Source organism: Flavobacterium daemonense, from assembly GCF_007341385.1.
Classification (GTDB): Bacteria; Bacteroidota; Bacteroidia; order Flavobacteriales; family Flavobacteriaceae; genus Flavobacterium; species Flavobacterium daemonense.
Genome location: NZ_VJYD01000001.1, coordinates 447,924 through 461,679, shown reverse-complemented (window position 1 = coordinate 461,679; position 13,756 = coordinate 447,924). Strand labels below are relative to the sequence as shown.

The following is a 13,756-nucleotide window of genomic DNA, read 5'->3' as shown; positions in this document are numbered from 1 at the left end:
GTAGCTTTTTTTCCATTTTTTTGTTTTTTTGGCTTCCATTTTGCAAATGTTTTATTGCTTAAATTCTTGTTTAGGAGCTTCTATTGGCTGTTTTAGCGAAATAATATTCGACAATAATCGGTAAGCACCGGCTACGCCTTCAGGCAATTCTCTAAAAAAGCTTAAACCAGTGTAAATATAGTATCCTTTTCCATATGGTGCTACTAATAGAGCGCCATCTTTTGGTGATTCGCCTTTATCATGCGATGAAATAATAGGAGTGAAGGCAGGATCATATTGATCTGGATAATACAAACCTTGCTCTTGTGTCCAACCTTGAAAATCTTTTTCTGTGATTTTATTTGGTACATTTAAAACCGGGTGATTTGGTGCTAAAAATGTGATTTTAGCATTTTCTTCAGTCACACGATCATTTGATACTTTTAAAGGATATGGCGCAATTTGATCGGTTACCATTTTCCCGTAAGTATTGTACTGAACAATCATGTTTTTGCCGCCTTTTACAAAATCAAAAAGTATTTTTTGTTTGTTTGCCAAAGCATTTACAGTATTGTACGCGCGAATTCCAGTAATTACAGTGCTGAAAGAATCCAATCGTTCTGGCGTAATTTCTTCGGGTTTTAAAATTGTTACTTTATAGCCCATTTGTGCTAAACTTTCTGGAACTTCGTCGCCAGCGCCCATAATATAAGCAATGGCGTCGCCAGAAGTTTTCAAATCAATTCGGATACATTTTGATTCTGCTGGCTTTAAAACCATTTGTTTGGTAATATGGCTGTATTCAATAATCGTTTCATCTTTATCAAAACGCTTATTGTCAACAATCGCAACGGCTTTTGCAACAGCTTCTTCTGGATTTACAGGAGGTGTTACTTCAAAATAAAAGGTTTGCTCATTGCCTTTTTTATCCAATGAAAACGGAATCTGTTTTGGAGATATTACCCAGCTTTTTGGCAATTCTAATTCAAGATTTCCTTTTATTCCATCCTTTCCAGCACGCACTTTTACCGGAATCATTTTGGTTTTCGTATCTCTAAAAATCAAAACTTTTTCTAGTATCGAAGTGGTTACTTCAGGCACAATATCTAGAAAATTATACATTTCGCCTTTAACGCCATCATTGTATTTGTAAACAACAGTGCGCTCAAACGGAATTTCAACACCATCAATTTTAACATTAAAAACAACTTTTACTTCTCTGATGATATCGGGAATTCCAATGTTTTCCTGATTTGAAACCGTGTACATTCCAACAGTTGCTTTTTCTTTTAGCCAATACGGCTGTGTATATTCAATTGTAGCTGGAAGTTGCAATTGAAGATTTATTTTTTGATCATTATTATTTTTTAAAACACTGTTTTGAATGGTAGTTTTATTATCCGGTAAAGTGGTAACGCTCGTTAACTGCATTTCAACAGCACATCTGTTAATTGCTTCAAGACTAAGTTTAACGGTGCTTCCCGGAGTTGCTTCTTGTTCAGATGCAACAGCTTCAAGATACAAACCTGAGCATGAAGCAATAATATTTTTAATCGCAGTTGCTTTTAAAGGTTTCCAATGAGTATCGTCTAAAGCTTCAATCATCGTGTAAGCCTTTACCAAATCGGGAATACTTGCCGAAGGATTGCTGAAATCGTATTTTGAAATGATTTTAGAAATTAATTCGCCAATAGGTTTTCCATTTTTAATGCGGTTCCAAGAAGTATCAATTCCATCAAATAAATTATCTCTTTCTGTTGGAGTTTCACCGTTAATAAGTTCTAGATATTCTGTTTCTTCACCACGAACACCAGTACTTCCAAAACCTTGTGATTGATGACGGCTTCGACTTAAGGCAGCAATTTCTTGGTTTGATTTTCCAATTCCAGTGTAATAAACTCCGGTTTCTAATTTTGTGAATTTTGATTTATTGGCAGCATCAAATTTTTCTTGACTTCCATAAAACCACCACGACGGATTAAAAAATTGTCTTTTTACTTGCCAAGGTGTAACATATTTTAATTGTTCAGGGTAGCTTTTTGGGTCATTCGTCAGCTTGAAACTTTCAACGCTCAACATTGCTGATGATGTGTGATGCCCGTGAGTTGTGCCTGGCGAACGGTGATCAAATCGGTTGATGATTACGTCTGGCTGAAATTTTCTGATTGTCCAAACAACATCTGCTAGAACTTTATCCTTATCCCAAATTTCTAAGGTTTCACTTGGATTTTTTGAAAAACCAAAATCATTTGCGCGCGAGAAAAACTGTTCTCCGCCGTCAATTTTTCTGGCTTCAATTAATTCTTGAGTTCGTATTACACCAAGTAATTCACGAAGTTGCGGGCCAATCAAATTCTGTCCTCCATCACCGCGAGTCAAAGACAAATATCCGGTTCTAGCATTCATTTCGTTTGCCATGTAAGATATCAAACGTGTATTTTCATCGTCAGGATGGGCAGCAATATATAAAACGGAACCTAAGAAGTTTAATTTTTTGATTTGATTATAAATCTCTACAGAACTTGGTTTTTGTGGTTGTTGTGCAAATGAATTTGAAATACCTGTTAATAAAAATAAAATTATCAGTAACTGAATTTTTCGCATAGCGTGGATTGGTGTTTTTGAAAGTGCTTCAAAAATAGTAATTATATTTTTGAAGACTATTTAAATGAATTGTTAATGTTTGGTTATTGATTTCCTTTTTTAAGAAAAACTACCCCACAAAAAAAATGCCATCAGAGGATTTCTGACGGCATTATTTTTTAAAGAATTGATTTAACGAATTAAATCATGTGGTATTTCTTAGGATTACAGAAAATTATTTCAATTTGTTTTCTGTGTCGTTATATGTTCCAGTGATTGTAACACCACTGTTTTTTGTTACTTTTCCGTAAATTGTAATTGACGAATTGTTTCCAACAAAGTTGATTTTAGCGCCACTGTTCAATCTTAAGTCACCCCAGATTACTACAGAACCTTCTACCTGCAATAAAGCATTACTGTTGATAATAAGTTCAGTAGGATTTGACTGTTGGTATTTACCTTGAGCCAAGCTTCCTGTCATATTAAAAGTTCCGCCACTGTTTAAAATCAATGTATTTGCAACCGTAATTGATCCGCAGTGCGTTAAAACACCTCCAGAATTTACGATAATAGAATTAAGCGCTGTTGAACCGTTGTATGATTTTACTTCGTTTGAATTCAGAATCAAATCTTTGCCTTGATTGTAAGTTCCGTATGAAGAACAATTTGCAAATGCTGGATTTGGTTTTTCCATCTTAATGATTTTTAAACCGCCTTTTCCGCTTGCAACATAAATATAGTTTCCGCTAGATTTTACATAGTTAGATGAACCTGTGATTCCAACAGTTCCTACTAGACTTAAATTAGTTCCAGATTTGTAAACATTTAAACCAGCTGCACCGTTTGCAACAAAAGAATAACCATCGTTTACAGAAACAGCATTTGTTACATTGTCTCCGCCAGCATTATCAAGTCCAATAGTCTGCAATTTTGAACCGCTGTTGATATCGTAAACACCTAAACCATTATATCCTTCAGAAACTAATAATTTAGTTCCGTCAAAATCTACAGTTCTTTTTGCAGCACTTACATCATTGCTTGTTGTAAAAGATTTTTGAAGTGTAAAAGATGATTCATTATAAATGTTTACACCTTTTGTTCCGCTCAAGGTAACAATTTTGTCACCGCTGATTGCTACAGTACGTAAATCCTGAACCGCAACTTTTGAAGTTATTTCTTTAGTAGAATTGCTTATTTTAAACAAACTTCCAGTATCTCCAGTAACTGCGTAATATGATGAAGTTCCCGTAGCAACATCAGTTGTAACTTTGCTTTCAAGTTTAGTTACAGTGTATCTATCAGTAAGCATTCCTGAGCTCAACTGCATATTGATCACAATTGCAGGATTTGTCAAAGTTGCATCTTTATCAATATCTTTTGCTCCGGCAATAATTAAATTTCCGTTAGAATAAGTAAGAGCTGTAATATCTGTATCTGCAATTAACGCTGATGTCAATAATTTTGGCTTGTAAGGATCAGAAACATCAATAACATCAATTGCTCCAGAGTAATCTTCTCCCATCATTGTATACGCTACATATGCATAGTTTCCGTTTACAGCTACGTGATTTGCCTGCAAAGTTCTTCCTTTGTTATCTATTGGTGGATTTACTTCAGCAATTTGAACCAATGGCAATTCATTTGCTGCCGCTGTGCTGTTTAGTGATTTTGAAGTGGATACATTAGTAATTGATAAAACTCCAGAATTAGTGTAATCAAGTCTTTTGCTCAAAGAAACCGCATCATTGTTGATGGTAATTCCGTTTTCAACTGCTTGGTTATCTGAGTTATCGTCATTATTGTCACAAAAAGTAAAAAGTGACATTGCTAAAAATGAAAATAAATAAACGCTCTTCTTCATAATCCTTTGGTTTTTAAATTATTGTGCAAATATACGGTAGAATTATAGTACAATAAGACAATTGTTATAAATATAATTGATTTCGCTGTAATTTTTAAATATTATGCAATAAATTAACAAATTCCAAATATACTATGCGTGCATAAAAAAAGAGTATCAAAAATATTGATACTCTTTTGTGGTGATTGCTAATTATTTAGCAATTTTTATCTTCTTCCGTGTCCGTGGTGATCATCGTGGTCGTGGTCATCATGATCGTGACGGTCGTGTTTGTCGTAATGTTTATCGTAGTGTTTGTAATCTTTGTAATCGCGACGATCATTATATCCATAAACTACTGGTCTAGGCTGATACGGTCTTTGTGGTGCTCCATGATAACCTTTGTAATATGTTGCTCTATGACGGTCAAAATATACGTAAGGTGTTCTTCCGTGGTAATCATTCAAAACTACTTTATAACCTCCGTATAAATCATAGTTTCTATATTGTCTTGGCAAATAAGTGGCTCTAATCCATCTTCCGCCTCCAAAATAAATAAACTGAGAAGCTCTTACATCATAATAGGCTTCAATGTCTGGCAAGTAATAATACTCCATTTCAGAATATCCTGCAGGTCCCCAAGCTGGTGGTGTTCCTATATTAACATTAATTGATACTTGGGCTTGTGTGGCATTTGCAACCAAAAGAAATAATCCGGCGATTGCTATTTTTATTGTTTTCATTTTTTCTAAAGTTTTAATGTTACTCTTGCTTAGTACTATTCATATACTGTGCCAAAAATAAAAAACAAGTGCATTTCGTCGGATAAAATTAACCGTTTAACGAGTGTTAGGGCGCTAAATTGATGGTAATCGTTTGATAATGAAAAAGTTTTGTGTTTCTTAAAAAATATAATAAAAAATGAAAAAAAATATTCTTACTTATAATCGACAATTTTAGGTTTTGCCAGTTCAAAATTCATTAATCCGAAGTCTGTTGTTTCAAAAGTATTGGTTTTGAAAACGTTATCTCCCTCATACGGAATACTCGGGTAATATGACAATGACAATTGAAAAGAACTGAATACCAAATAGTCGTTGCTCACGATGACGCCAAGTGTGAATTTTGAATACGCTTTATTTCTTCCCATGGAATTGTCTGGGCTTCCAAGAACTGCGACCGAATAATTAAAAAACGGATTAAGACGAAAACCTAAAAGTGCTTTTGGCGAATAAGTTTGTGTCTGCAACGACAAAATCATTTTATTGGTTCCATAAATAGCGCTATTAAATCCGGCAAGGCCATTGTCTTGATTTATATTTAATTTATCACCAATAATATCTTCACGATTAATACCAATTACCATTCTTGGGTTCACAAATTGTCTTAGTTTCCAAGCGCCAATACTATAAAGTTTGGTAAAATAGTTGGTTTCTATGGTAAAGGCTGTTTCATAGGTCTTGGAATCGTGAAAAAACGTCCCTGCCTCAAAATTGGCACCGAAAAATCCGATACGATAATAATTTCCGAATGAAAATCGCCCGCCAGCATACGGTCTCCACATCTGATTTTTATATTGATAGCCTAAAGTTATGCCATAAATTCGCCCAATTGGTACATCCTCGGTCTGGCCATTTCTAAAAATATAATTGTCTTTGACAAACTTTCGAGTGTTCAATCCAATTCCGGATAAAATAAGTTTTTGATCCGAATAAAAATTGGTTGGATCGTATAATTCTTCCGGGCTTTCACCATAATTGACATTCAAAAAACGACCAGAAACAATCAGATTGGTAATTCCTTTATTTTCATCTTCATAGACTTTGGTGGCTTTTCCTGCCCAAAAATCTTGAAAATTATATTTAAAAGTCTGAAATGCATACGTCATATCAGGTGCCTGCAAACTATCTTTTCTGAAATTCTGACCTACATAAACACCTCCAGCCCATTTGGTTAAAGGCGAGTAGAAGAGACGTTCAATATTGATGCTTTTGGTATAATTATTATCAAGATCCATTTTGTAATTCAAAACGGTTGCGATGTAAGTATTTTTGATGTTCGGAACAGTATAAGTAACATCATTTCCGTTTGCGCCATCACTAAAACGATTTGTAAAACGATATTCCAACTGTTGGCCGGTTCCAAAAAAATCTTTCTCTTTAAATCCCAAAGAAACTTGATTGCTTGAAATTGCAAATCTAGGAATCGTGCTCCAGGAATCTAAAACTCTAATGGTAACATCAACAGAGTCAGAAGCAACTCCCGCTACTTTATGTGTTATTCGTACTGCCGTAACGTATTTTTGGGCACGAATCAAACGTTCTGTTTCCTGAACTTTATAACTGTCATAGACGCTATTTTTTTTGAAAAGAAGCAAATTATAAATCGCAATTTTCTTCGTTTTCAAATGAAGTCTATTACCGGTTCGTTCACCCCAGTTTTTAGGTTCCTGCGTGGTATCTACAATTGAATGGCCAAAAGGATCTAAAGTAACAATATTGATTTTTCGGATAATTTTTCCGTTGTAATTTGCAGTATCTGTTGGTATAAGAAGTTCCTCTTTCTTTTTTGGTTTGTTTGTTCTGAAAAACAGCTTATGAAGTGTTTTGGTAAAATTGTTTTTTTTGGAATAATTTCGAATTTTATTATAAACGTCTGTACTGTCTTTTTTGGGCGGATTTTTTGTTTTATCCGATTGTCCGTACGTGCTTTGCAGGCAAAAGCAAAGTAAAATAAAAACGATTATTTTTTTGTTCACGGACATTAGATTTAGTTTTTGACGTATTTGAAAATGGTTTTTAATTAGCAATTTTAGATCTTCGAATTCTCCAAGTAAATTTTCTAGGCATATGATTTCCCATGACATAACCCCAAGCTTCTAATGATTCAATTCTGTCAAATATAATTTTCAAGATTGCCAAAAGCGGAATTGCCAAAAACATTCCCGAAATCCCAGCCGCCGCGCCTCCAATTATAATTCCGATAATAGAAACAAAGGCATTGATTTCGACTTTTGAATTAATAATCAAAGGTACCAATAAATTATTATCGATAAGTTGCACAATGACATTCACAATTAAAATTCCGAGAATTATTGAAATTTCGCCAGAACCTGTCAAAGAAGCTAAAACGGTAATAATTCCGGCAATCAATATTCCAATATACGGAATAAGATTTAAAATTCCTGTAATTAATCCCAATAAAATAAAATATTTGACGTCAATAATCCAAAGTCCCAAACTCGTTAAAACAGACACAACAATCATTTCTAAAATAAGACTTACGATGTAATTGTTTATCGAAACTTTTATTTGTGATAAAATATCTCGTAGCGCAATGTGGTTTTCTTTGTTGATTAATTTGGCCAAAAAAAGAATAAAATGGTCTTTATAAATTAAAAACAGAAACGTATAAATTGGTATAATCGTACAATCTAATAAAAGATCTGTTATGGAAAGAATTGCAGATCCGATTGTTGCATTTCCATTTTTAACCGAATCTTTGGTTACGGTGTCGAGATATTTTTTTTGTTCGCCAATGCTGATATGAAATCGCTCTTTTACAAATCGATGTATATCAGATAAAAAGACATTTGCATTTTTTTTGATTGTATCAAAGTCATTTGCCATATCGGTTACTTCGTAGGAAATAAAAACAAGTATACCGATGATAACTGCGGCAAAAGTCAAAACACAGACTATTGCAGCCAAGTGTCTTGGAAAACGCAACTTCGTGTTTAAAAATGTGAAAATGGGAAGAAGCAAAACGGCAAATAAAAAGGCCATTAATACGGGAGTTATTACATCTTTTGCTATACAGAATATATAAGCAAACGAAATCAAACTGATTAATATGCAAGAAAGTTTTGCGTAAAACGGCAATTTTATGGGTTGAGTCATTTTTGATGGAGTATTAGATAAACTAAATTTTGGTATAACAAATATTACATTTTATAACCGTAATAGCGTTTTACCTTTTTGTGTATAGTTTATAAAATTTCCATTCAGACTTTAATCAAAAAACTCTTTGTCTTCGTATTGGACAGGCATAATCGAAATTCCTTTTTGCAGTAATAAATTGTTCGGAAAAATGATTCTTTCGCCTTCTTTTGTTTTTAAATTCACATGAAAAGCGCTGATGTCTTCAATTTCAGCTTCGATGGGAAAATCTTTGTCGTGAATTTTTATAGTATCTCCAATTCGGAACGGAAATGAGAAAAACAAAATCATTCCCGAAGTAATGTTGCTTAAAATGGACCATTGCGCAAACATCGCCACACCAATTACTGTTGCAATTGAGGATACATAGAAAAATATGTCTTTAGTATCAACACCCCAAATTACAATCAAACTGATGGTTACCAAAATATTCATTAACAAGTGAATATATTTGATTACCAGATTTGTTCTGTGTTCTAATAACTGACTGCTGCTGGCATATCGCCTGATTAATTTTGCTACGATAACTCGCAGTGCTATCAATGTGACAAGCAGAATTAGGGTGGTGATTATTTCCTGGCTATATTCCTTGAAAGAAAACATAAAGTAATTTTTATACTAAAGTACTTAAATAATCGTAAACTTTAGCCGTTGGAAGTCCCATCACATTGGTGTACGAACCTTCGACTTTTGCTACTGCCATAAAACCAAACCATTCCTGAATACCATAAGCACCAGCTTTGTCATATGGTTTATAGTTGTCGATATAATATAAAATCGCTTCGTCTGATAAAGCATTGAAAGTTACTTTTGTTACATCATTTATTACGGTCGAAGTATTTTCTGTTCTAAAACAAACTGATGTAAAAACTTCGTGTGTTGTATTTGACATTGATTTGATCATTTCAAAAGCTTCTTCGGCATTTTTAGGTTTTCCTAAAGCTTTATTTTGATGCCAAACAATGGTGTCACTTGTAATTAAAATTTCATTTTCTTTGAGTTCGCCATCAAATGCGCTAGCTTTTAATGCAGCCAGATAATCTGTTATTTCAGCGCCTTCTAATTCTGGGGGATAAACTTCTTCAATCTCTTTTAGTCGAATTTCGAAATCAAGATCCAAATCTTTAAAAAACTGCTGTCTTCTTGGAGATCCCGATGCTAGAATCAAAGTGTATTTTTTTAGTTTTTCTTTAAGCATTGTACTTAATATTAAGGGTAATTACAAGAATGGATAAAATTCCGAAAAGCAATATCAGTTTTAAAACCGTGCTTAAATGGTGAAATTCTTTTTGTGATTTTGCACTGAATATTTTTACAATAAAATACAATAAAGGCGCAAGAACAAAAATAAAGCTATATATCGTGGAGATAAAAAGTTTGTTTTCCATGAAATAAGCATTGATGTAAAGCAACGATAATATGAACGGAATAATGGCAAATCCTAAAGCAATTTTTGCTGCCCTGTTAATCCCAATTGCAATTGGCAACGTATTCATTCCTTGATTGTAATCGCCATTTACATCTTCAATATCTTTAACTATTTCTCGAACAAAATTGATCATAAAAGCAAATAACGCATAATCAATCAATATTGAAAAAAGACTAGCCATTTGGGCTTTATTTTCAGCATCAATCGCCGGAAACAAATCAAAAACCCCGATGATAATAACGCTTAAAGCCAATAAAAGAGCCACTATAAAATTGCCCAAAATCATAATTTGTTTTAAGCTGGTAGAATAGAAGTAGAGTAATGAAGCGATTAAAATGAAAATAGTCGCAAAACTCGGTCTCAAAATCACATTTGATAAATAAAAACCAATTGCGACTCCGGTAATATTTAATCCGATATAAATGTTGTAAGCTCTGGTTTCAGAAATTCCTTTGCCAATAATGACATCGTTTGGCTTGTTGATTGAATCCGTTGCAACATCAAAAATATTGTTTATTACATAACCGGCCGCCGCCAATAAAACGGTACTCAAAACCAACAAAGCATATTGCCAATCTGCCAAAGCAAGCGGAATATTTTGCTGTTTTAAAAATGCATAACGAAATAAAACCTGCATAAAAGCAAGCATCAATAAATTTTGGTATCGAACGAGTTTTAAGTATTTCATTTTTTTTTAGAGGTTCTGAGGTTCAGAGGGGCAAAGGTTCAAAGGTTTTATAATTAGGAATTTACAATTTACAATTCATAATTAACAATTAATTAGTCGTGTTTTCCATTAAAATATTCCATCCATTTCCCTTGCACTTTCATTACTTGCTCGATTACATCGCGTGCAGCGCCGCGTCCGCCTTTTACGTGCGAAATGTAACGACAAATATTTTTGATTTCCGGACTTGCATCTTGTGGACAAGAAGGAAGACCAACTAATTTCATTACATGAAAATCAGGAATATCATCTCCCATATACAAAACTTGTTCAGGGCTTATATTGTTGTTGTCCGTGTATTCTTTAAAAGTTTTCACTTTATCTGGAGTTCCTAAATAAATGTCTGAAATACCTAAATTTTGCAGACGAATACGAACGCCTTCATTGCTTCCGCCAGAAATAATGCAGACATGGTAACCGCTTTCAATCGCCGCTTTCATTGCGAAACCATCACGAATGTTCATTGTGCGAAGCATTTCTCCTTCATTGGTTACAAAAACGGAACTGTCTGTAAGTACGCCATCAACATCAAAAACAAATGTTGTGATGTCATTCATTATTTCTTTATAACTTTTTGCCATTATTTTGAATAGATTGTGTTAGAATTTTATAAATATTTTTTTGATTTTCATTCGTTAAAAAGTCCAAATGTGCTTGTATTGTTGTTGAATCATGACGTTTTGCAGGACCAGTTTGGGCGTCAATTGGATCTAAAGTATTGATTTTTTCAGCAGTTTCTTGTATCAAAGGTTTCAAAACTTCAAAAGGAACGCGGTGCTCTTCGCAAATTTCCTGACCAATTTGATATAAGTGATTTGTAAAATTGTTTACAAAAACGGCTGCGGCATGAAGTGCTTTTCGTTGTTCTGAATTTATTGCAAAAACGCTGTTTGAAATGCTTTTGGCCACGGTTTCTAAGATTCGGAAATCAAAAGTGTTTTCTGCTTCCAAACACATCGGAATAGCTGAAAAATCTACGTCTTTGTTTTTTGAGAATGTTTGAAGCGGATAAAAAACGCCTTTTCTGTTTTTGTTATCCAAATAATCAAGTGAAGCTGCGCCAGAAGTATGAACTACAATTCGGTTTTGAAAAGGCAATTGCTGCGAAACCTCTAGAATTGCATTGTCAGAAACTGAAATAATATATAAATCGGCCTCGATTAGTTCATTAAAATCGCTTACAATTTTTTCATATTCGATTAAAGATGATAAAGTTTCTTTTTTTCTTGAAAATACCTGTACAATTTCTACGGCTTCACTTTGCATGAAGGCCTTGATTAAATGCTGTGCCACATTTCCGGAACCAATTATCGATACTTGAATCATAGCACAAAATTAACATTATTTTTTTTAAATGCAGTTTGGATTTAATTCGTTTGCTTCTCAATTAAACCAATCAAACGTTGATTTTGCTGATTTGTTTTGCAAAAACGCGGATTAAACGGATTTTCATAATTTAAAAATCCGTTTAATCCGCGTTTTCACGATGGCGAATCAGTCTAATCTGCGTACTATTAGAAGCTGATTTACGCTCATTTTATTCTTTTTAGAATTTCACAGCTCCTTTTGGAACAGTTTCGCCAACTGAGATCTTTTTAGATAAATCAAAATTTGGATTTGAAGCAAATTCTATATTTTGGCTTACATCACCATTAATAGAAATCGCTTTTTCTGATTTTGAATTGAACTCAATATTTTTGAAAGACATATTTTTTCCGTTGTAAATTTCGAAAACTTCTGGTTTTTCAATGTCTAATTTGGCATTGCTGATTTTAATTCCGTTTGCGTCAATAATAGAAAATCCATTTTCAGCTTTTGCTGTTAAGTTTGAAATTTCGATGTTTTCAAGATTCATTTCTGGCAAGCCTTGTAAAAATACCGCTTGATAAGCACCAGCAATCGTAATATTTTTAATTGAAATATTTTTGAATTGCGGTGTTTCTGCAGTAACAGGCATCATTTTATTAGCAACTTTTGTTCCGCCTTCGGCCAATGTTTCAGCGATTGATTTTCCTCCGTAATATAAATCGAAAGAAATTGCTTGGGAAGGAATATCGGTCATATAAATATCAGAAATAAAGATGTTTTCAACGATTCCGCCACGTCCTCGTGTACTTTTAAAACGTAAACCAACATCAGTTCCCATAAAAGTACAATTAGAAACATGAAGGTTTTTTACGCCTCCAGACATCTCGCTTCCAACCGTTACACCGCCGTGTCCATGATAAACAATGTTGTTTTTTACGATGATATTTTCGCACGGAATACCTCGGTCGCGACCATCTTTATCCTTTCCAGATTTAATGCAAATCGCATCATCACCCACATCAAAACTTGAATTTTCGATCAATACATTTTTACAAGATTCAACATCAAGTCCGTCGCCGTTTTGAGAATACCAAGGATTACGAACCGTAACATTTCGAAGAATCAAATCTTCAACCATTAAAGGATGAATATTCCAAGCTGGTGAATTTTGAAAAACCGGACCGTCAAAAAGTACCCTTTTGCTGTTTTGAATGCTGACCATAACTGGACGAAGAAAATCGTGGATTTCTTCAAATTGTTCTTTTGTTTTTAAGTCCAAACGAACATTTTGATCCGCGCCAACAGATGCTTTCATAAAAGTTTCAGATGGATACCAACTGTCTTTTTTATCATTTAGAACACCGCCCGAAGCAACAAATTTCTTCCATTGGCTATCTGTTAATTTGCTCTTTTTTACTTGTCTCCAAACTTCGCCTGAACCATCCCAAACGCCATTTCCTGTAAAGGCAATATTTTCAAGATTTTTGCCATAAATAGGAGAGATGCAACGCCAAGTATTCAAGCCTTCAAAACTGGTTTCAATAATAGGATACAAAGTTTTATCTGTCGAAAATTTTATCAATGCGCCGGTTTCAGCATGAAGCTCAATGTTGCTTTTTAAAATAATCGGACCTGTAAGCCAGATTCCCGGAGGAATTATTACTTTTCCGCCACCTTTTTTTGAAACCGCATCTATAGCGTCGGCGAAAGCCTTCGTGTTTAAAATATAGCCACCGCTTACAGCACCAAAATCTTTAATATTCACTTTGTTTTTTGGAATTACAGGCTCTTGCACTTTTTGCATTTTAAATTCTATATCGCTGTAAAAAGCATTCAATTTCGAATTTTGTGCAACAGTTTTGTACGGCAATCCACACGCCAAAAGCGCTAGGCAAAGTACAATGTTTAAAATTTTGGTTTTCATTTTTAGTAGTTTTAAATGAGATAGTTAA

11 protein-coding genes are annotated in these 13,756 nt (G+C 33.9%); all 11 read right to left on the bottom strand.

What is annotated here, in order from left to right:
- Positions 1-51: 51 nt before the first annotated feature.
- On the bottom strand, positions 52-2,583 hold the full coding sequence (locus FND99_RS01900) for a PIG-L family deacetylase (RefSeq protein ID WP_144336304.1): 2,532 nt from the start codon (positions 2,581-2,583) through the stop codon (positions 52-54).
- Positions 2,584-2,797: 214 nt separating this feature from the next.
- Entirely contained in the window at positions 2,798-4,423 is a 1,626-nt protein-coding gene (locus FND99_RS01895; RefSeq protein ID WP_144336303.1) for an LVIVD repeat-containing protein, read from the bottom strand.
- 206 nt (positions 4,424-4,629) lie between these two features.
- Positions 4,630-5,145 (bottom strand): hypothetical protein, encoded by a 516-nt coding sequence (locus FND99_RS01890; RefSeq protein WP_144336302.1) that lies wholly within the window; start codon positions 5,143-5,145, stop codon positions 4,630-4,632.
- A gap of 194 nt (positions 5,146-5,339) precedes the next feature.
- Positions 5,340-7,166, bottom strand: a complete 1,827-nt coding sequence (locus tag FND99_RS01885; RefSeq protein ID WP_144336301.1) for a BamA/TamA family outer membrane protein — start codon at positions 7,164-7,166, stop codon at positions 5,340-5,342.
- A gap of 34 nt (positions 7,167-7,200) precedes the next feature.
- Positions 7,201-8,301 (bottom strand): AI-2E family transporter, encoded by a 1,101-nt coding sequence (locus FND99_RS01880; RefSeq protein ID WP_144336300.1) that lies wholly within the window; start codon positions 8,299-8,301, stop codon positions 7,201-7,203.
- Positions 8,302-8,412: 111 nt separating this feature from the next.
- Complete coding sequence (locus FND99_RS01875; protein WP_144336299.1) at positions 8,413-8,943, bottom strand: mechanosensitive ion channel domain-containing protein; 531 nt, start codon at positions 8,941-8,943, stop codon at positions 8,413-8,415.
- A gap of 10 nt (positions 8,944-8,953) precedes the next feature.
- Positions 8,954-9,538, bottom strand: coding sequence for a Maf-like protein (locus tag FND99_RS01870; RefSeq protein ID WP_144336298.1), 585 nt, complete (start codon positions 9,536-9,538; stop codon positions 8,954-8,956).
- On the bottom strand, positions 9,531-10,457 hold the full coding sequence (locus FND99_RS01865; RefSeq protein ID WP_144336297.1) for a geranylgeranylglycerol-phosphate geranylgeranyltransferase: 927 nt from the start codon (positions 10,455-10,457) through the stop codon (positions 9,531-9,533). The genes FND99_RS01870 and FND99_RS01865 overlap by 8 nt, the downstream gene beginning before the upstream one ends.
- Positions 10,458-10,549: 92 nt before the next feature.
- Entirely contained in the window at positions 10,550-11,077 is a 528-nt protein-coding gene (locus FND99_RS01860) for a KdsC family phosphatase (RefSeq protein WP_144336296.1), read from the bottom strand.
- Positions 11,061-11,822 (bottom strand): Rossmann-like and DUF2520 domain-containing protein, encoded by a 762-nt coding sequence (locus FND99_RS01855; protein ID WP_144336295.1) that lies wholly within the window; start codon positions 11,820-11,822, stop codon positions 11,061-11,063. The genes FND99_RS01860 and FND99_RS01855 overlap by 17 nt, the downstream gene beginning before the upstream one ends.
- Positions 11,823-12,042: 220 nt before the next feature.
- Positions 12,043-13,728 (bottom strand): glycoside hydrolase family 28 protein, encoded by a 1,686-nt coding sequence (locus tag FND99_RS01850; RefSeq protein ID WP_144336294.1) that lies wholly within the window; start codon positions 13,726-13,728, stop codon positions 12,043-12,045.
- Positions 13,729-13,756: the final 28 nt, after the last annotated feature.

What these genes read in the sequence shown, in the direction of transcription:
- FND99_RS01895 (WP_144336303.1), bottom strand. Translation starts at nt 4,423, where the DNA reads ATGAAGAAGAGCGTTTATTTATTTTCATTTTTAGCAATGTCACTTTTT.
- FND99_RS01885 (WP_144336301.1), bottom strand. Translation starts at nt 7,166, where the DNA reads ATGTCCGTGAACAAAAAAATAATCGTTTTTATTTTACTTTGCTTTTGC.
- FND99_RS01900 (WP_144336304.1), bottom strand. Translation starts at nt 2,583, where the DNA reads ATGCGAAAAATTCAGTTACTGATAATTTTATTTTTATTAACAGGTATT.
- FND99_RS01850 (WP_144336294.1), bottom strand. Translation starts at nt 13,728, where the DNA reads ATGAAAACCAAAATTTTAAACATTGTACTTTGCCTAGCGCTTTTGGCG.
- FND99_RS01860 (WP_144336296.1), bottom strand. Translation starts at nt 11,077, where the DNA reads ATGGCAAAAAGTTATAAAGAAATAATGAATGACATCACAACATTTGTT.
- FND99_RS01875 (WP_144336299.1), bottom strand. Translation starts at nt 8,943, where the DNA reads ATGTTTTCTTTCAAGGAATATAGCCAGGAAATAATCACCACCCTAATT.
- FND99_RS01880 (WP_144336300.1), bottom strand. Translation starts at nt 8,301, where the DNA reads ATGACTCAACCCATAAAATTGCCGTTTTACGCAAAACTTTCTTGCATA.
- FND99_RS01890 (WP_144336302.1), bottom strand. Translation starts at nt 5,145, where the DNA reads ATGAAAACAATAAAAATAGCAATCGCCGGATTATTTCTTTTGGTTGCA.
- FND99_RS01865 (WP_144336297.1), bottom strand. Translation starts at nt 10,457, where the DNA reads ATGAAATACTTAAAACTCGTTCGATACCAAAATTTATTGATGCTTGCT.
- FND99_RS01855 (WP_144336295.1), bottom strand. Translation starts at nt 11,822, where the DNA reads ATGATTCAAGTATCGATAATTGGTTCCGGAAATGTGGCACAGCATTTA.
- FND99_RS01870 (WP_144336298.1), bottom strand. Translation starts at nt 9,538, where the DNA reads ATGCTTAAAGAAAAACTAAAAAAATACACTTTGATTCTAGCATCGGGA.